27 protein-coding genes are annotated in these 17,208 nt (G+C 50.7%); 17 read left to right on the top strand and 10 right to left on the bottom strand.

Annotated features, from left to right (window positions below; all coding sequences use genetic code 11):
* The first annotated feature begins 2 nt into the window (after positions 1 to 2).
* The 7 genes from AC3ARB_RS01540 (at position 3) to AC3ARB_RS01570 (ending at position 3,996) form a co-directional block, all read left to right on the top strand.
* Positions 3 to 440, top strand: a complete 438-nt coding sequence (locus tag AC3ARB_RS01540) for a DUF1617 family protein (protein WP_488320833.1) — start codon at positions 3 to 5, stop codon at positions 438 to 440.
* 2 nt (positions 441 to 442) lie between these two features.
* Positions 443 to 811, top strand: coding sequence for a hypothetical protein (locus AC3ARB_RS01545; RefSeq protein ID WP_488320834.1), 369 nt, complete (start codon positions 443 to 445; stop codon positions 809 to 811).
* Positions 804 to 1,211 carry a phage holin family protein gene (locus AC3ARB_RS01550; protein WP_488320835.1) on the top strand — a complete coding sequence of 136 codons (408 nt, stop codon included), beginning with the start codon at positions 804 to 806 and terminating at the stop codon, positions 1,209 to 1,211. The genes AC3ARB_RS01545 and AC3ARB_RS01550 overlap by 8 nt, the downstream gene beginning before the upstream one ends.
* An 89-nt stretch (positions 1,212 to 1,300) precedes the next feature.
* Positions 1,301 to 2,017, top strand: a complete 717-nt coding sequence (locus AC3ARB_RS01555; RefSeq protein WP_488320836.1) for a CHAP domain-containing protein — start codon at positions 1,301 to 1,303, stop codon at positions 2,015 to 2,017.
* Positions 2,014 to 2,619, top strand: a complete 606-nt coding sequence (locus AC3ARB_RS01560) for a hypothetical protein (RefSeq protein WP_488320837.1) — start codon at positions 2,014 to 2,016, stop codon at positions 2,617 to 2,619. The genes AC3ARB_RS01555 and AC3ARB_RS01560 overlap by 4 nt, the downstream gene beginning before the upstream one ends.
* A gap of 12 nt (positions 2,620 to 2,631) precedes the next feature.
* Complete coding sequence (locus tag AC3ARB_RS01565; RefSeq protein ID WP_488320838.1) at positions 2,632 to 3,489, top strand: hypothetical protein; 858 nt, start codon at positions 2,632 to 2,634, stop codon at positions 3,487 to 3,489.
* Between the two features lie 3 nt (positions 3,490 to 3,492).
* Positions 3,493 to 3,996 (top strand): hypothetical protein, encoded by a 504-nt coding sequence (locus AC3ARB_RS01570; RefSeq protein WP_488320839.1) that lies wholly within the window; start codon positions 3,493 to 3,495, stop codon positions 3,994 to 3,996.
* A 67-nt stretch (positions 3,997 to 4,063) separates the two neighbouring features.
* On the opposite strand, the gene AC3ARB_RS01575 is transcribed toward AC3ARB_RS01570, so the two are convergent.
* Complete coding sequence (locus AC3ARB_RS01575) at positions 4,064 to 4,258, bottom strand: hypothetical protein (protein ID WP_488320840.1); 195 nt, start codon at positions 4,256 to 4,258, stop codon at positions 4,064 to 4,066.
* Positions 4,259 to 4,398: 140 nt separating this feature from the next.
* Positions 4,399 to 4,548: a hypothetical protein gene (locus tag AC3ARB_RS01580; RefSeq protein WP_488320841.1), complete on the bottom strand. Its 150-nt coding sequence runs from the start codon at positions 4,546 to 4,548 to the stop codon at positions 4,399 to 4,401.
* 314 nt (positions 4,549 to 4,862) lie between these two features.
* On the opposite strand from AC3ARB_RS01580, the gene AC3ARB_RS01585 reads away from it, so the two are divergent.
* The 9 genes from AC3ARB_RS01585 to comGG all read left to right on the top strand — a co-directional run bounded on the left by AC3ARB_RS01585 (position 4,863) and on the right by comGG (position 10,030).
* Positions 4,863 to 5,426, top strand: a complete 564-nt coding sequence (locus AC3ARB_RS01585) for a hypothetical protein (RefSeq protein ID WP_488320842.1) — start codon at positions 4,863 to 4,865, stop codon at positions 5,424 to 5,426.
* A gap of 332 nt (positions 5,427 to 5,758) precedes the next feature.
* The gene (locus tag AC3ARB_RS01590; protein ID WP_488320843.1) at positions 5,759 to 6,133 is read left to right on the top strand and encodes a DUF1033 family protein; all 375 of its coding nucleotides are present in this window, start codon (positions 5,759 to 5,761) and stop codon (positions 6,131 to 6,133) included.
* Positions 6,134 to 6,181: 48 nt separating this feature from the next.
* Positions 6,182 to 7,153: a competence type IV pilus ATPase ComGA gene (gene comGA / locus AC3ARB_RS01595; RefSeq protein WP_488320844.1), complete on the top strand. Its 972-nt coding sequence runs from the start codon at positions 6,182 to 6,184 to the stop codon at positions 7,151 to 7,153.
* Entirely contained in the window at positions 7,056 to 8,084 is a 1,029-nt protein-coding gene (comGB, locus tag AC3ARB_RS01600; protein ID WP_488321516.1) for a competence type IV pilus assembly protein ComGB, read from the top strand. Before comGA ends, comGB begins: the two co-directional genes overlap by 98 nt.
* A 64-nt stretch (positions 8,085 to 8,148) precedes the next feature.
* A complete protein-coding gene (gene comGC / locus AC3ARB_RS01605) occupies positions 8,149 to 8,472 on the top strand; it encodes a competence type IV pilus major pilin ComGC (protein ID WP_488320845.1) in 324 nt (107 codons plus the stop codon).
* Positions 8,432 to 8,875: a competence type IV pilus minor pilin ComGD gene (gene comGD, locus AC3ARB_RS01610; protein WP_488320846.1), complete on the top strand. Its 444-nt coding sequence runs from the start codon at positions 8,432 to 8,434 to the stop codon at positions 8,873 to 8,875. Before comGC ends, comGD begins: the two co-directional genes overlap by 41 nt.
* On the top strand, positions 8,832 to 9,122 hold the full coding sequence (comGE, locus tag AC3ARB_RS01615; protein WP_488320847.1) for a competence type IV pilus minor pilin ComGE: 291 nt from the start codon (positions 8,832 to 8,834) through the stop codon (positions 9,120 to 9,122). Before comGD ends, comGE begins: the two co-directional genes overlap by 44 nt.
* On the top strand, positions 9,109 to 9,543 hold the full coding sequence (gene comGF / locus AC3ARB_RS01620; protein ID WP_488320848.1) for a competence type IV pilus minor pilin ComGF: 435 nt from the start codon (positions 9,109 to 9,111) through the stop codon (positions 9,541 to 9,543). The genes comGE and comGF overlap by 14 nt, the downstream gene beginning before the upstream one ends.
* Positions 9,521 to 10,030, top strand: a complete 510-nt coding sequence (gene comGG, locus AC3ARB_RS01625; protein ID WP_488320849.1) for a competence type IV pilus minor pilin ComGG — start codon at positions 9,521 to 9,523, stop codon at positions 10,028 to 10,030. The genes comGF and comGG overlap by 23 nt, the downstream gene beginning before the upstream one ends.
* A 34-nt stretch (positions 10,031 to 10,064) precedes the next feature.
* On the opposite strand, the gene ldcB is transcribed toward comGG, so the two are convergent.
* From ldcB to AC3ARB_RS01650, 5 genes are all read right to left on the bottom strand, one after another.
* Positions 10,065 to 10,844 (bottom strand): LD-carboxypeptidase LdcB/DacB, encoded by a 780-nt coding sequence (ldcB, locus tag AC3ARB_RS01630; protein ID WP_488320850.1) that lies wholly within the window; start codon positions 10,842 to 10,844, stop codon positions 10,065 to 10,067.
* 3 nt (positions 10,845 to 10,847) lie between these two features.
* Positions 10,848 to 11,267, bottom strand: a complete 420-nt coding sequence (locus AC3ARB_RS01635; RefSeq protein ID WP_488320851.1) for a TcaA NTF2-like domain-containing protein — start codon at positions 11,265 to 11,267, stop codon at positions 10,848 to 10,850.
* The gene (gene tkt, locus AC3ARB_RS01640; RefSeq protein ID WP_488320852.1) at positions 11,239 to 13,212 is read right to left on the bottom strand and encodes a transketolase; all 1,974 of its coding nucleotides are present in this window, start codon (positions 13,210 to 13,212) and stop codon (positions 11,239 to 11,241) included. Before tkt ends, AC3ARB_RS01635 begins: the two co-directional genes overlap by 29 nt.
* A gap of 120 nt (positions 13,213 to 13,332) precedes the next feature.
* Entirely contained in the window at positions 13,333 to 13,521 is a 189-nt protein-coding gene (locus tag AC3ARB_RS01645; protein WP_488320853.1) for a hypothetical protein, read from the bottom strand.
* 15 nt (positions 13,522 to 13,536) lie between these two features.
* A complete protein-coding gene (locus tag AC3ARB_RS01650) occupies positions 13,537 to 13,719 on the bottom strand; it encodes a hypothetical protein (RefSeq protein WP_488320854.1) in 183 nt (60 codons plus the stop codon).
* Between the two features lie 218 nt (positions 13,720 to 13,937).
* Here AC3ARB_RS01650 and AC3ARB_RS01655 point away from each other — a divergent pair, with 218 nt between their 5' ends.
* The gene (locus AC3ARB_RS01655) at positions 13,938 to 14,783 is read left to right on the top strand and encodes an undecaprenyl-diphosphate phosphatase (RefSeq protein ID WP_488320855.1); all 846 of its coding nucleotides are present in this window, start codon (positions 13,938 to 13,940) and stop codon (positions 14,781 to 14,783) included.
* Between the two features lie 35 nt (positions 14,784 to 14,818).
* Here the strand turns inward: AC3ARB_RS01655 and AC3ARB_RS01660 are convergent, their stop codons facing one another.
* From AC3ARB_RS01660 to cysK, 3 genes are all read right to left on the bottom strand, one after another.
* On the bottom strand, positions 14,819 to 15,325 hold the full coding sequence (locus AC3ARB_RS01660) for an ECF transporter S component (RefSeq protein WP_488320856.1): 507 nt from the start codon (positions 15,323 to 15,325) through the stop codon (positions 14,819 to 14,821).
* A 360-nt stretch (positions 15,326 to 15,685) separates the two neighbouring features.
* On the bottom strand, positions 15,686 to 16,057 hold the full coding sequence (gloA, locus tag AC3ARB_RS01665) for a lactoylglutathione lyase (protein ID WP_488320857.1): 372 nt from the start codon (positions 16,055 to 16,057) through the stop codon (positions 15,686 to 15,688).
* A gap of 75 nt (positions 16,058 to 16,132) precedes the next feature.
* The gene (gene cysK, locus AC3ARB_RS01670) at positions 16,133 to 17,062 is read right to left on the bottom strand and encodes a cysteine synthase A (protein WP_488320858.1); all 930 of its coding nucleotides are present in this window, start codon (positions 17,060 to 17,062) and stop codon (positions 16,133 to 16,135) included.
* Positions 17,063 to 17,208: the final 146 nt, after the last annotated feature.

The following is a 17,208-nucleotide window of genomic DNA, read 5'->3' on the forward strand; positions in this document are numbered from 1 at the left end:
ACATGAAACTCACACTTAGAAACAACCAACTCATGACTTTAGCCAACATCTTGAAAACGGTGCAACCTAGAAACATGGCAGCCAACCGTGGTCGAGCTAAGATTTTTGCTAAGGCCCAGGCTAAGCTAGAGGAGTATGTCAAGGACGAGACAGACATCCTAACAGCCTATTGCCAAACGGACGAGACTGGTCGCCTGGTCCAGGATGAGACAGGTAGCTTTGTGCCGAAAGAGGGTGAAAGTTTTGCCACAATCAACGAGCTCTTAACAGAGCTGGGAAAAGAGCCTGTGGTCCTTAAAGCTGGGGAGTACGCTAAACGGTACATGGATTTCCTGGACTGGTTGGGCACGGCAGAGGACGATTTCACAACCGATGAGGTGGTCTTGATTGACGACCTCTTGGAGCAATATGAAGTAAGCAAAGTAGAAAAAGGAGACTAACAATGACTAAAAACCAACAACAAACACAACCAAAACCACTTGACCTTGACCAAATCACGCAGCCCTTTGACCTGGCGACGGCCTTGACCTATATGCGGGAGAATGGGGAGTTCGTCCGTGGGGCGGATAATGGGCAGGCCTTCTACCTCTATCTGGAGCACAAGACGGTGCCTGTGGTGGTTAAGGGGCGACGCCGGTTCGAGACCTTTGAGACCATCTCTGGGATGACTCAATGGGGCGGGGCGGTTACTAATCTGCCGCTCTCGGCTTTGACGGGTGACCAGTTCCACATCATGCTCTTTGATGAATCGGGTGAGCCGATTTGGCACAATCCTGAGCCGGTAACAGAAAGGGAGGTAGACAATGGTTGAGGTCTTTGAGGCCTTAAAGGCCATGAGCGACACGCATGAGGAAAAGGTGCTGTTTACCCTCTCCTTAATCATGGGAGCTATGTTGCTGGATTTTCTGACAGGGACGATTGCGGCAAAAATCAACCCAGACATTACTTTCAAAAGCAAGGCTGGGATTGATGGTATTTTGCGGAAATTAGCCAGTATTGTCCTCTTGACTTACTGCATTCCCCTGTCGGTGGTTTTGCCTGATGGGGTTGGTCCCATGACCTTGCAGGTGCTTTACTGGGGCTATCTGTTCTTCGAGTTGCTCTCTATCGTGGAAAATGCTAAGAAGATGGGACTCAATACGGAACCCTTGGAGGTTTTTATCAGTCATTTCCTGCCCAAGAGGGGGAAGAGAGACGATGAGCCGCATTAAGACACTAGCACTGGGATTGGCCTTGTGGCCTTTAGTGGTCTTTGCCTGGCCAATCCTGGCGTGGTATGTAGATAGAAAGGATATGAAACATGAGAACAATTCATAACATCTTGACTTGGGCCTGGAACTTGGCCCGTTCGGGCATGGGGGTTGATAAGGATGGCTACGCTGGCATGCAGTGTGTTGACCTGGTCAGCTGGCCCGCTAAGCATTTCTTCGGTATTGACCTCTGGGGCAATGCCCGCGACCTGCTGGACAGTGCTGAGGGCGTTGGTTGGGAAGTGGTCTATGCGTCTAGTGGCATGAGGCCTGAGCCTGGGGCTTTCTTCGTCATGGACTACTGGGCTGATGGGGTTAACTTCGGCCATACGGGCCTCATCATTGGCGTTACTGGTGATTGGCTGGAGACGGTCGAGCAGAACTTGGCTGGTGACCTGGACTATGGTAGCCCTGCCCAGTTCAACCAGCGGCCGCTCTCTGACCTGGTGGGCTGGTTCTATCCGCCTTATGAGGCAGAAGCTGGCTCTGAGCTGGCTGTGACGGACAGCTCTGCTATGGTTCCAGAAGAGGGGGAGCTCACCCTTGGCCATATGTCCATCAATGTGCGACGGTCACCTAGCCTTTTGGGCGAGGTGGTGGCGGTCTATGAGCCTGGCGAGGTGGTCCACTATGACCAGAAAATCCTATCCTCGGACGGTTACCGCTGGATCAGTTTCGTTGGGCAGTCAGGCCATCGGAATTACATGGCCATCGCCCCTGTGGACGCTAATGGCAATCGGGTCGGTCTCTGGGGGACAATCCGATGAGCGGGCGGGGGACAGAAGACCGCCGAAACTCAACAGGCCTGGTCCAGGTGGACGGTGGCTACCGAATCAAGCAAGGGGACAGGAGTTCGGTCATCGCCTTTCAGCTGGTGGATGAGAACCTAAAAGGCATCGACCTAGATGGTCAGGAGGCTCTGGTCCAGCTGGTGCAGGGGGAGGACTTCCGCATCATCTATGAGACGGCTGTGACGGTGGCTGGTGACCGTGTCAGCTTTACCATCGACCAGCCTATCCCTCTGGGGGAGTGTTGGGTAGAGGTCAAGGCTGGGGGTTATGTTTTCCCGTCTGACCAGAAGGTCAAGCTGAGGCTGACCCAGTCGGCCACCAAGTATGGGACGGCTGAGCTTTTCGCTATGGAACCCATGGTGGAAATCCGTGAGCTGGCCAGGCGTCAGACCTACGAACACCGCCAGATTGAGGCCAGCAGGGTCTGGACCATTGACCACGAGTTGGGCAAGCGTCCTAGCGTGACCGTCATCGACACGGCTGGCAATGAAGTTTTTGGTGACGTCCTCTATGAGGGCGAGAGCCGTATCGTCGTTTCGTTTAGTGCCGAATTTTCAGGCACCGCTATTTTGAATTAAAAGGAGAAAAACATGTCAACATTTTTAACCAACATCGACCTCAAGGGGAATCAGCTGCTTAATGTGGCCTTGCAGAACTTGGCCGTAGCCCCTGCCAGTCCTAAGGAGGGTCAAATCTACTTTGATACGGCTGAGAAAGCGGTCAAGGTCTATGCGGGCGGTAGCTGGCAGGCTGTGGGGGCGTCTAGCGGGGCTAGCGAGCTGACGGCTGAGGCTATGGAGGCCTATGTTCGTGATAACCAGGAGGCTTTCAAGGCTCATGTGGACGGGGGCTTGAGCTTCTCTGAATTAACAAGGATTTTGGACGACGGAGCGGGTGGCCGTGCTGGCGAGAGTTTTGTAGCCTCTGGCTTCGACAGTGCTGTCCAGAACGCCACTCTTGACAACTACACGCTGCACTTGCTTAAAGACCAAATTTTGGATGATGAGGCCAAGCAAGGCCTGGGTCAAGAGCTGGCCCCTGTTCTGGAAGAGAAACTGAAAGCCCCTGGCGGGGTCATCCCGACCTTGCAGGCTGGTCTTGAGGCCAAGGCTCAGGAGCTGGCTCAGGCTGAGGTGGCCAAGCTGGTTGAGGCGGCACCAGAAGAGCTCAACACCTTCCAGGAAATCGCCGAGGCCATCAAGGAAAACAAGGAAGCTCTGGCACAGATTGCCAACACGGCTCGGGTTCATACTCAGGAGCTGAATTTCGGGGCGGGTGCGACCCAAGAGGTGGCCCATAATCTGGGGCGTCGCTTCGTGTCTGTCAGCCTCTACGATAGCCTGGGCCATCAGGTTCTGGCAGATGTCCGTCTGGTGTCTGAGACCAGGGCAGAGGTGACGGTGGCAGAGAGCTTTACCGAGACCCTGACGGCCGTGGTGGTGGGCTAGCCTATGCGGTATCTGGGACAGCGAACCAACCCGCTTGACTTGGCAGTTCAGGCCGATACTCCTAAGAAACGTCGGGGACCTCTGGCTCTTAACATGGAGCGAACCAATCCCATTTGGACCATCAATTTTGACAATGGCTGTGGTCTGCAATTTCCAAGCAATCCCCGGAACCCTGGGGTCTATGGGGTTAACCAGCCGATGGACTTTACCCAACCAGTTCCCCAGAAGAACGTTAAGGCGTTTCTTTTGCAGAATATCTTAGGCATTCTGCCCTACGTTACTCGATATAAGGGGTATAGCGGGGTCTGGGTTCATTGGAAAGATGACTGCGTGGTCCTGAACCCTGTTAACGACAGGGAGGCCTATGATTTTTCAGCGGCCTATCTCAATCCCGAAGACACGGACCCTGTTTCAAAAGAAAACCAGCGGAACGCCATTAGGGTCATGTGGGAGCTGGGCATTTGGACGGACGAAGAGCTGAGCTTCTTTGGAGCGAAGAAAAGATAAGACAAGCAATCCCTCTGGAGCAAATCCAGGGGGATTTTTTTGCATGTAAAAAGGCCGACAAGTCTAGTCAGCCTTTAAGGTTCCTGGCATACTCTTCCAAAATCTGAGCCTTGGCCATAGTCATCTTGATGATTTTTTCAGGGTTGTTTTTGTAGCCATCCAAGAATTGAGTGGATAGTTTCAGATCCTTAGCGATTTGGTAGGTTGTCACGTTGCTTTCAAGTAGAAGCCATGTGATGACTGCCACTGTATCTTTAATCATCATTTTCCTCCTTATTGCGGTAAAACAGATAAACATTGATGGCGATTAAAAGAACTGCAATTGGGATAATCATTGTTTTTCTCCTTGGTATATGATACAATGAGAGTGTAGAGGGCTTTCGCCCTCTCACCCACTAGCGTTTACCTTTTTCTTTTGCGGGAGCCAGGTTGACGCTTTTTGTTTTGCTCTCGGACATTGAGAGCGGTGATGAGTGCCGCTATCGCTGCGATAGTTGGCGGGATGTTGTCGATTACTTTTTCAAGTAATCTGACATAGGTTTCCTTGTCCATTGTTCTCACCTCACTTTCTATATTCATTATACAATTATAATTGTAGCTTGTCAAGGGTTTCTTGCGATTTTTTGAAATTATTTTGGGGCAAATTTGGGGCATAAGTTGATAATTATTGTAAATTTACCACCAGATATGATAAAAGTTGACCGCCAATGAATGCTTATAAAACAGCGTTTTTTACTATTTTAGTTCATCGGAAAAACTCGACTTATTATGGGCGGCATGATGTGATAACTGAAAAAGCAAATCATTCTCGGATTTGCTTTTTTTTTTGCTATACTGGAAAGAAATCGAGTATTAAGGAGAGTGTTATGGGATTTTTTGACCGTTTGTTCAAAAAAGTTGAGCGTGTAAATCGTGGAGAAGAACCTGTTGAGAGTGTGGCGGAGGCCTTTGTGATTGACCGAGCAGAGATGGCCGATGATTATTGGCGTGAGATGTCTCAGAACATCCTGGTCAATGCTGTTAAGGGGGCTAGTCAGCCCATCGAGCGGGCCTTTGTTCTGGTAAATTTTAAGTCAGGTGAGGAGGCTTTTGAGATTTTCTATCAGGTTGACGGCCAGTTAATCACTTGGAGAGACTTAGGCGAGGAAGGCAGGGAGAAAATTGCTGGGAGACTCCTGCCCCAAGCCAAGGAGGTGGCGGAGGCCGTTCATCAGGAATTTGATGAGGGTGGTCTTGAGCGGATGGTCTATGCCATGTTGCAGTTTGAGCAGGCCACTATGGCCTGGTTTGGCCGCAGACGGACAGCTGAGACACCAGAGGCCCAGCTCACCTTTGACCAGCTTTCTCAGGCCTGGTTTGACCTTTTGAGTACGCAAGCTCCTCAACAAGCTCTGGATAGCGACTCTCCCCTCCCCTATGTGGAATTGTAAGCGAAAAGGCCTTTGCCAGTAGCAAGGGCTTTTTTTTGTGAATTTGTAGAAGAGGTGATGTTTTCTTGACAAACTGCTGAAACCAGAGAAGGTTTTGTCTGCTAGAACGAACTGGCTTCACATCACTTTTTTTAGCTGGAAAGGAGCTTGTTCCAAGAAAGAGCAATCAGCTTTGACCTGACTTCGTTAGGCAAAACATCAACAAATTTCTCTCTAAACCCCTTCATCTTGGGCAATCTGCCCTCGAACTTTGTGTATTTGTGAGACTTTCAGACAAATTTTTTCCCATTCATCTGCTTTTAAGCTATAATGGTTCTCAGAAGAGGTGATTTATGACGTATCAAGTAGTGGAACTCTACGGCTACTTTGAACCCTGGTGGTTCTTGGAGGATTGGAAAGAAGACATTGTTGAGGTGAAAAGTTATGAGCGGTTTGAGGATGCCTTAGCAGCCTTTAAAAAACGCTGGATGCACTTCAAGGTGAGTCACCCCTATTACAAGAGCCAGGCTAGCCTCTTGACGGCCTTTTGGGATCCCCAAAATCAGTCTGATTGCCTCGATTGTGACGAACCCTTGCAGGAGTACCGCTCGCTTGCTCTCTTGAAGGATTGGGAAGAATTGCCAGAGGCTTACCATCAAGCCGTTTTCAAAAAACGCAATGACCCGCCAGCCCCCATGTCAGCCTGTAAGATAAAAAAGATTGGTTAGTGCCAATCTTTTTTGTTTTGTCTTACGAATGATTAGTCAGGAGGGCTTATGGTACAAGATATTGCAAGGGCCTTGATCAGCGAGGCCAGAAAACAAGGTGCTCAGGACATTTACTTGATTCCTAAAAAGGAGACCCACGAGGTCTTTCTGCGAGTGGGTGATGACCGGGTGTTCCTCAATCAGCTAGACAGCCAACAGGCAGCTAGTCTAATCAGTCACTTCAAATTTGTGGCGGGTATGAATGTGGGCGAGAAACGCCGCAGCCAGCTGGGTTCCTGTGACTATGACATCGGTGACACTCAGGTCTCGCTTCGCCTGTCCACTGTGGGAGATTATCGGGGGCAAGAGAGCCTGGTTATCCGCCTCTTGTTTGATGGCAGGCGAGAGCTTCGCTATTGGTTTGATGGTTTGGAGCTAGCCAAAGACATGCTGGGCCAACGGGGGCTCTACCTCTTTGCAGGGCCAGTTGGGTCGGGTAAAACCACCCTCATGCACCAGTTGGTGGCGGAAACTTTCGCTGGCCAACAGGTCATTTCCATCGAAGACCCTGTGGAAATCAAGGAGGAGGCCTTCCTGCAGCTCCAGCTCAATGAAGCCATCGGCTTGACCTATGATAGCCTGATTAAGCTGTCTCTCCGTCATCGGCCTGACGTGCTGATTATCGGGGAAATCCGTGATACTGAAACCGCCAGAGCCGTGGTCAGGGCCAGCCTAACAGGGGCGGTTGTCCTCTCGACTGTCCACGCCAAATCCATCCCAGGTGTCTATGCCCGCCTGCTGGAATTGGGAGTCAGCAAAGAAGAATTGACAGCCTGTCTGGCAGGCATCAGCTACCAACGTTTGATTGCGAAAGGAGGCCTGATTGATGTGGCCACAGAAAACTTTGCCAGCCACCAGCCCGACCGCTGGAACCAGCAACTTGATGACCTGGTTGACCAAGGACATCTCTCTGACCAGGCGGCCAGGACCGAAAAAATTAAGGCTGACGGAACAGAAAAAACTAATTCAGCTCTTTCATAACCTGCTGGCCAGCGGCTTTAGCCTGACAGAGATGGTGGACTTTTTGGAACGGAGCCAGCTCATGAAACCAGCCCACGTCCAGCAGATGCGGCAGTCGCTGATGCAGGGGCAGGGCTTGGCTACTCTCTTGGCTGATTTGGGCTTCGCAGACGGCTTGGTCACCCAGATGGCTTTGGCTGATGTTCACGGTAACACCCAGCAAAGTCTAGCTAGTTTGGAAGACTACCTGACCCAAATCCTCGTCGTCCGCAAGAAACTGGTAGAGGTCATGACCTACCCCATCATCCTCTTGGGTTTCCTGGTTCTGATCATGCTGGGCCTCAAAAACTACCTCTTGCCCCAGTTGGAGGGGGACAATCTGGCCAGCCGGCTCATTAACAACTTCCCCCAACTCTTTTTTGGGACAATGGCAGGGCTGGCAGTTGCTGCTGTTCTGCTCTGCTATTTCTCCAAAAAAGCCAGTCCCATCGCCCTCTATAGCAGGCTCAGTCGCCTGCCCTATCTGGGTAAGTTTGTCCAGCTCTATCTGACGGCCTACTACGCCAGGGAGTGGGGCAATCTCTTGGGTCAGGGCCTGGATTTGGCCCAGATTGTCCAGCTCATGCAGGAGCAGAAGTCCAGGCTTTTTCAGGATTTGGGACGGGACTTGGAGACGGCCCTCTTGGCCGGTCAGGCCTTTCACGAAAAGGTTTTGGACTACCCTTTTTTCAAGCGGGAACTGAGCCTCATGATTGCCTATGGCGAGGTCAAGTCTCGGCTAGGCAAGGAATTGACCCTCTATGCTCAGGAGACCTGGTCCAGTTTCTTTGCTCGCCTCAATCAAGCCAGCCAGCTTATCCAGCCCCTGGTCTTTCTCTTCGTGGCCCTCACGATTGTCATGATTTATGCGGCCATGCTTCTACCCATCTATCAAAATATGCCGACCTTCTAAGGTCTCGGTCGTCGCCCCTCGCTTGACTTGCCCAGCAAGTCCCTGTCTAAAAAAGGAGAATGCCATGAAACACTTTTTCAAACACCTGCGTCGCAAGACCGTTAAAGCCTTTACCCTTGTGGAAATGTTACTGGTCCTAGCCATCGTGAGCGTCTTGCTCTTGCTCTTTGTGCCCAATCTCAGCAAGCAAAAAGAGAGCATTAATAAGGCTGGCGGTAAAGCCTTGGTTAAAGTCGTTGAAAGCCAGGCAGAGCTTTACAAACTTAGCCATGACGACGAACCAACTTTGTCCGCTTTGGAAAGAGAAGGCTATCTGGATGACAAACAAGTGAAAGAGTACAAGGCCTATGTCGGTTCTGATAAAGCAACTCAACGGGTACAGGACTAAGGCCTTTACCCTGCTGGAAAGTTTGTTGGTGTTAAGCCTAGTCAGCCTTTTGGCCCTGACCCTGTCAGGTTCGGTAACTTCTACCTTTCAGGCCATCGAAGAGAAACTCTTTTTCCTCAATTTTGAGCAGGTTTACCTGGACAGTCAAAAACTCAGCAGCAGCCAGCAGGCCCCTGTCGTCCTCACCTTGTCTGACCGTCAGATTTCCAATGGCTATCAGACCATCAGTTTGCCCGCCAGCCTTGAGTTGGTTCAGGAGCAACAGATTACATTTTCAGCGGGAGGTGGCAACTCGTCCCTGGCCAAGATTGGCTTCAGAACCCAGGACGAAACCGTCACCTACCAGCTTTACATAGGGAGTGGTAAGTATAAACAAACACGTCAAAGCCTACATACTCCTTGAGAGCCTGATTGCCCTTGGGGTGCTGGTGACCATCGCCAGCCTGGTCCTGGGGCAGTTGGGTCGTCATCAAGGGGAAATAGCCGAGCAGATCAGAGAGCAAGAGGTGCTTAACCTGGCCCTCATGGCTGTCCAGACGGGGCAGTCTAGTCTAAGCCTAGATGGTCTCAGCGTTGAGGTTGTCCAAACTGACCAAGAGTTAATCGTTTACGAGGGAGAAAGGGTGGTGATGAGCCTTGCTAAAAACTAGATTACGAGCCTTTACTCTCCTAGAAGTCCTAGTTGCCCTCTTGGTCATCGCAGGCAGCCTGACCGTCTATCAGGGCCTGACCAAGGTGGTCGCCCAGCACACCAGCTACCTATCTGATAACAACCGAGACAACTGGCTGCTCTTTTGCCAGCAGTTTAGGCAAGAATTGGCCGGTGCCAAACTTGATAAAGTCGAGGGTAACCGACTTTACATCAGTAAAAAAGGCCAGAGCCTGTCCTTCGGCAAATTCCGAGCCGACGATTTTCGCAAGGCCAACGGCGATGGCAGGGGCTACCAGCCTATGCTCTTCGGTGTCAAGTCTGCTGACTTTAGCCAGTCAGGTCAGCAGGTGACCCTGAAATTGACCTTTGAGACCGGCCTAGAAAGGACTTTCATCTATGCTTTTGACCAAACGCCTTAGGGCAGGTATCTTGCTCTACGCCCTTTTCATGGCGGCCGTCTTTGCCCTTTTCTTGCAATTTTATGTGGGCAGGGTCAAGGCTAGTCATCAGGTTAGACAAGCCCTCTATCACCAAACCCAGGCCAGTCTCATGGCCGAGATGACTAGAGACCAAGTCCAGGAAGACCGTGGCAGCTTCCAGTTTGACCACGGGTCAACTAGCTATCAACAAACTGATGACCAGCTCCTAATCACCGTAGAACTGACCAGTGGGCACAGTTACCGTTATGAATTTTTGGCTCAGAAAAAACCTGAGACCGAGGAGACAGACAAACCCAACCCTCTAAAGAAAGAGAAAAAGTCTCAGGCTGACCAGCCGTTGACCAATCCAGAAACAGCTCCCTCAGCGGATTTAACCCTGAAAACAGAAGGAGAAAAAACTGGAGAAAGGATAGAACAAGTCGAAGATGAGGGTGAAGCTCCCTCAAGCAGCCCGTCCTCAGACTAGACCAAAAAATGAGCCCCTAAAGGCTCATTTTGATTTAGTAATCCCCACCAGGGATACCGAAATATTCTTCTAAGGTGAGGCCTGACGCATGAATATCGCTGGCTTCTTTCCCGATATAGCGAATGTGCCATGGTTCGGGCATGTAACCTGTGATGTGCTCCTTGCCAGGCAGGTAACGGACAATAAAGCCGTAGTGGTGAGCATTATCCTGCAACCATTGGCTGGCTTGGGGTTCTTCAAGCAAACTACCATTACCATCAATGATGTCGAAGGCTAGACCAGTTTGGTGCTCGCTGTAACCAGGTCGGGCAGAATAACGGTCAGCTGCTTCACGACCATCGTTAGAGACGTAGTTATTGTAGAGACCTGCTTGCGTATCATAACTACGGAAGCCACTATAAGCAGAGGAAATCGGGTAGCCTTGAGCCTGCATGTCAGCCAATAGGGATTGGAACGCAGCGAGGGCTGTTGGGTCTTCACCGAAACCATAGCTTGGATCAAGGGGGTGTTTTTTGTTGACGATAATAATCTCGTCATATTTGCCCTGAATGGCGTAGTAAGAGCCGTTATAGTGAGCTGGTGTCGAGGTGGCTACTGTTGCCTCACTTGAACTGCTGGATGAGTTGGTCGTTGAGCTGTCGGTTTCACTTGTTTGGCTAGATGAGCTGGTTGAACTCGTTGAGCTACTTTCTGACGTTGTTGAGCTGGCCAGGCTTGCTGGTGGAACCGTAACTTCTTGGGTCTCTTTTTTGCCGCAAGCCACTAAGAGGCTGGCACTTAGAAGAAGACTAGCTAGTAGTTTGTGAGCTGTCATGTCTTATCCTCCTCCTTCAATGTTATAAATCTTGAAGCTATCGCCTTCTTTTCTCAAGTAATAGAACTGACTTCGGTCAACGCGTGAACTTCTGCCATTTCTAAAGTATTGAACAAAGACGTTGTGCATGGTAATCTTGTACTGGTTGTTGCCAAGGTCTTCGAAATTGGTCATTTCAAACTTGACGTCGGAGTTGTAGCTGAGGTTAGCTCGATCTGCTCCGCCATTGACCGTGTAGTCTACCATGTCTTGGTAAGCATGGCTGGACGTGTCATAGTAGGTTTCAAAAGTATTCGTTCGGTTTTGAATGGAATAGTAAAGCGATGTACGGTAGTCTCGCATGAACGTTGTGATTTTAGACTTGGTTTCCTCAAGCTGGCAGGGGAGATTCCTCTTAGAGGCTCTCGATGGTCTTGAGAACATTGTCTACGGTGAAGCCGTAGTTTTCGATGACTGTCGCAGCTGGGGCTGAGGCACCGAACTTGTCGATACCGATAACGGCACCGTCCAGGCCGACATACTTGTACCAGGTCAGGCTGGCAGCCATTTCGATGGCTACACGGCGGCGGACCCTAGATGGCAGAACGCTTTCCTTGTAGTCAGCAGATTGCTGGTCAAAAAGTTCGGTTGATGGGACTGAAACCACCCGCACTTTGCCGCCTTGTTCAGCGTAGGCCTTGGCCGCTTGAACAGCCAAATTAACTTCAGAACCTGAAGCAATCAGGATGGTGTCAAAGTCGCTTCCTGATTCATAAACCACATAGGCACCCTTGGCAACCTTGCCAAAGTCTGTCCCTTCTTCGACCGTCAGGTTTTGACGGGTCAATACCAGGGCAGTTGGGGTGGACTTGCTGGTCAGGGCATGGTGCCAGGCCGCCTGGGTTTCACGGGCATCAGCTGGGCGGATAACCGTCAGGTTAGGCATGGCCCGCAGACCCGCTAAATGCTCAATTGGTTCGTGGGTTGGGCCATCTTCACCAACGGCAATGGAATCGTGGGTGAAGACATAGGTCACTGGCAACTCTTGGAGGGCAGACAGGCGGATAGCAGCCTTAACATAGTCAGAGAAGACGAAGAAGGTGCCACCGTAAACCCGAAGACCACCGTGGAGGGCCATGCCGTTGAGGACAGTTCCCATAGCAAATTCACGCACCCCAAACTGGATGTTGCGGTTGAGCGGGTTTTGGCTGTCTTGCAGGCCATCGCTCTTAATGTAGGTCATGTTAGAATGGGCTAGGTCAGCTGAACCGCCCAGGAAGTTTGGCAGGAGCTCGGCAACCGCATTGATGGCGTCTTGTGAAGAGTTGCGGGTAGCTTGGGAGAAGCCGTTCTCGTAAACTGGGAAGTCAGCCTCAGTTAATTCAACCACATCCTCGTTGGCCAAAATCTTAGAGATTTCCTCAGCGACTTCTGGGTAGGCTGCCTTGTAGTCAGCGACCAATTGTTCCCAGGCAGTGTAGGCTGCGGCACCGCGGTCGGCGACCTTGGCCTTGAAGTCAGCGTAAACCTCTGCTGGCACCTCAAACGGCGCGTGTTCCCAGCCCAGGGCCTGGCGGGTAGCGGCAGCCTCGTCTGGACCAAGTGGGGCACCGTGGGCAGCGTTTGACCCAGCCTTGTTTGGCGAACCGTGACCAATCACGGTTTTCACCTCAATCAAGCTCGGTTTTCCAGCTTTTTTGGCAGCTTCTAGCGCAACTGAAATTGCCCCCAAATCCGTGCCGTCTTCAACCAGGCTGGTGTGCCAGCCATAGGCCTCATAGCGGGCCCGAATGTTTTCGGAGAAGGCATCCTTGGTCTCGCCGTCCAAGCAGATGTCGTTAGAATCATAGAGGACGATGAGCTTGTCCAGGTTTTGCAGGCCAGCGTAGGAAGCCGCTTCTGCAGAAACGCCCTCCATGAGGTCGCCGTCGCCGCAAATCACATAGGTGTAGTGGTCAAAAATCGGGAAGCCGTCCTTGTTGTACTTGGCAGCTAAGAAACGCTCGGCTTGGGCGAAGCCGACAGCGGTTGAAATCCCTTGCCCGAGCGGGCCAGTTGTGGCATCAACGCCCTCGGTGTGGTCAACTTCAGGGTGACCAGGGGTTTTAGAGCCCCATTGGCGGAAGTTTTTGATCTCGTCCAGGGTCATCTGCTCGTAGCCTGACAGGTGCAGGAGGGCATAGAGGAGCATGGAGCCGTGGCCAGCTGACAGGACAAAACGGTCGCGGTTGATCCAGTTCGGTTGGGCTGGGTTAACCGTCAGGTGTTTGGTGTAAAGCTCGTAGGCCATAGGGGCAGCACCCATGACAATGCCAGGGTGGCCGGACTTGGATTTCTCGATGGCATCAATGCCAAGGAAGCGAATGGCGTTAACGGATTGAATAGACATAAGTTCCTCCATCTAGTGTTGAAAACGTGTACTTTTTTATTATACCATAAAAAAAGGTCATTTTCTTCCTCTTTTGGAAAAAATCCCCGCACAAGTTTTTGTACGGGGATAGCGGTGCTATTAAGAATTACGACCTAACATAAAAAGGAAGATGGTCAGATAACCGAGACCAGCTGTCAGGACAAGCAGAACCAAGAGGAGGGCGATTTTTAGCCAGATGTTGACTGGTAGGCTCTGCCATTTCCACAAAAGTGTCGCTAGAAAAAAAGCAGAAGCTAGGAAAATGAATAAGAGGGAAATGAAGAGCATCAGAACCTCCTTGGGTCAGGGCGTGCAGCTGAGGCTTAGGATGGCCCCGAGCATGAGGAAAAAGAGGAGAACAAAGGCGAGGCCGATAGCCAGAGCAAGTAAGGTTCTGAGCCAAATTTGGGTGGGGAGTTTGTGCCAAATTCGGGTCAGGGTGGCGATATAGAGGCCGCAGACGATGACAAATAGCAGGGCTGACATGATTTTTCTCCTCTTGTTAGGTTTTGTCTCAAGTCTAGCATATTTTTGGGGCTGGGGCAAGGAAAAAGCGGTTTCAGGGAGGAGAGGCTTTTTCAGAAAACGAAACGACCACGAGCCACGGGGAAACCATCTCTCGGCCACATCAGCTCTTAGCCTCACTTCTTTCTGGCTATTTACTGAAAATTTTACTATAATAGAAAAAAACAAGCGAGGTTGTCATGCTAATTGAACTCTTAAAAGCCATATTTTATGGCATCGTTGAGGGCATTACCGAATGGTTGCCCATTTCGTCCACCGGTCACTTGATTTTGGTTCAGGAATTTGTTCAGTTCAAGGGGCAAAACCAGGCCTTTATCAACATGTTCAACGTGGTGATTCAGCTGGGGGCTATTTTGGCGGTTATGGTCATCTATTTTGACCGGCTTAACCCCTTTCAGAAGGGCAAGTCGGAGCGGGAAGTCCGCCTGACCTGGCAACTCTGGCTCAAGGTGGTCATCGCCATCCTGCCAGCTCTGCTATTGGGCTTGCCCCTCGATGACCTCTTGGAAAAATACCTCTACCACTTTGTGCCGGTGGCCCTCATGCTAATCCTCTACGGTGTAGCCTTTATCTGGCTGGAAAATCGCCAGGCCAAGGAAGCAATCCAGCCTCAGGTGACCAGTTTGGCGAAAATGTCCTATAAGACGGCCTTTTTGATTGGTTGTTTTCAGGTTCTGAGCCTGATTCCAGGGACTAGCCGATCTGGAGCGACCATTATTGGAGGCATGCTCTTGGGAACCAGCCGCCCGGTGGCGACCGAGTTCACCTTTTTCTTGGGCATTCCGGTCATGTTTGGTTACAGCGGCCTTAAAATCCTCAAGTTTTTCTTGGAGGGCAACAGCCTGAGCTTGAGCCAACTCAGCATCCTGCTGGTAGCTATGGGGACGGCTTTTGCGGTCAGCTACTATGCCATTCGCTTTTTGACCAACTACGTCAAAACCCATGATTTCAAGGTCTTTGGTTACTACCGTATCGGTCTCGGAGGCCTGCTCCTAGCCTACTGGTTGCTTACCTTGATATTTTAGGAAAATGAACAGGCCTCGCAAGGCGAGGCCTGTTTTTAATCGGTCAGAAAGGCTTTTGCCTGCTTCAAAAACGGGGTCCTGTAGTAGATAAAGCTGACGATAGCCAGGGCCATGGCTGTCGCTGCTAAATCAAAGGGGATTTTGATGATGGCGTATTCCAGAGTTCGATAGACAAAGGTTCGTCCGAGAAAATAGCCTACATTGTCAACGATGGTACCAGCCAAAAGGGCAGGATAGACCACCTTTTTCGGTGCAGGGAGACCATACTTGGCCACCAGGAGGGCGATGACCAAGACCTGTAAGCTGTAGGTGGCCAGGGTCACAAACATGGGTTCTGGGTAGAAGAAGAAGTCTCCCAAGAAAGAGCCGAAGCCAGCGATGATGACCGCTTCCTTGGGCTTAAAAATCAGGGCTGTCAAGTAAATGATAATCCCGTTGAAGTAGAAGTGGCCACCTGGCACAGGGATGGACATGAAACTAGCACTGAGCAAGATGGTCAGGGCCATAAACAGGGAAGCACTGGCTAGGCGTTTAGCGGACATGGTGTTTCCTTTCTAAGGACAAAGGGCTGATGGACGAGCCAGGCTCAGCAGAGAGGACCTGTTTCTAGCTCTTCCTAGGAACTAGAAAAGCGGGAGGCAGACGAGTCAGCAATCACTTAAACTCAACAAATTCAGACGATTGATAGGGGGCAAGGTGTCTAAAACTTGGTCATTCTGGTTCGGCCAAACTGCTTTGGGATTGTTGAACATCAAGATCAGCTTGGAGGAACTTGTCCAGCCTATTTTTGATTGGTTTTTAGGATGAAGGTGCCTTAACTGATAAAGAAAAGTCCTTAGACCAATGGTTTTAAGGACTTTATCTTCATGCTGAAGGAAAAGTGTTATCCCTCTTTCAGTTATTTAGGCTTGAGTACGAATGACTTCAATCTTATAACCATCTGGGTCAGTGATGAAGTAGAAGAGACCTGGTTCGTCAGGCAGACCACCAATCTTGGTAACAGGATAACCGGCCGCTTCATGGCGGGCATGGTCAGCCTCTAGATCATCGGATGAGATGGCGATGTGGCCGTAGCCTGTTCCTAACTCGTAGCCAGGATGGCCATAGTTGTAGGTCAGTTCCAGCTCGTAATCATCCCCCTCAAAGCCCAGGTAAACTAGGGTAAATTGATGGTCTGGGAAATCGCGACGGCTGATTTCTTTGAAACCAAAAGCATTTTGGTAAAAGGTGATTGAAGTGTCCAAATCTTTAACACGGACACAGGTGTGTAACATTTTTTAGCCATACTAGCCTCCTTTTTGTAATGAAACTAGTTTACTAGGTTTCTTTTGTTTTTTTAAGAATCTTGCCTAGTTGTTGAAATCAAAGGCAGGCAGAGAGAGGTAACGCTCACCATTGTCGGCCAAGATGGCCAGGACCTTCTTACCAGCACCCAGTTCCTTAGCCACTTCAATAGCAGCATGAATGGCTGCACCAGATGAGATGCCGACCAGGAAGCCTTCCGCCCCACCGACGGAGCGGGTTGTGGCAATGGCATTATCAGAAGACACCCGAACCACGCCGTCGTAGCTGGTGGTGTCCAGGGTATCTGGGATAAAACCAGCAGAGATGCCTTGAATCTTGTGGGGGCCAGGCTTTTCACCTGATAAGATGGCAGATTCGTCAGCTTCAACCGCAAAAATCTTGATGTCTGGGTTGGCAGCCTTGAGGACCTTAGACACGCCAGTCACCGTGCCCCCTGTTCCGACACCAGAGACAAAGGCGTCCAGACCAGTTGGACCAAAGGCTTCCAAGATTTCAGGGCCCGTTGTGGCCTCGTGAACTGCTGGGTTGGCCTGGTTTTGGAACTGCATTGGGATAAAGCCCTGACGCTCTTCAGCCAGTTCATTGGCCTTGGCGATAGCCCCTTTCATGCCTTCAGCACCTGGGGTCAGGACCAGTTCAGCCCCGTAGGCCTGAATCAGCTTGCGGCGTTCCAGGCTCATGGTCTCAGGCATGACGATGACCACCTTGTAGCCCTTAGAGGCGCCAACCCAAGCCAAACCGATCCCCGTGTTGCCAGATGTCGGCTCGATGATGGTGTCGCCTGGCTTGATTAGGCCTTGGGCTTCCGCGTCCTCAATCATGTTGAGGGCGATGCGGTCTTTGACAGACGAGCCTGGGTTGAAGTATTCCAGCTTGACATAAACGTCCGCTGCCCCTTCCGGCACCAACTTGTTGAGTTTGACGATTGGGGTTTTCCCCACCAATTCCCGAATGTTGTTGTAAATTTTAGACATAAGTCACCTCTTTTTTCTTTTCTTTTATTATAGGAAATGGCAGAGCAGATGTAAAATAGTCTTTTTTAATAATAGTGATAGGTTTTGTGTATCAGGTGCTCTGAGAGTGGCTAGAGGTTTAGGCTGGTGGTAAAAAACAGCTCTGC

This window comes from Streptococcus sp. ZY171113, assembly GCF_057748235.1.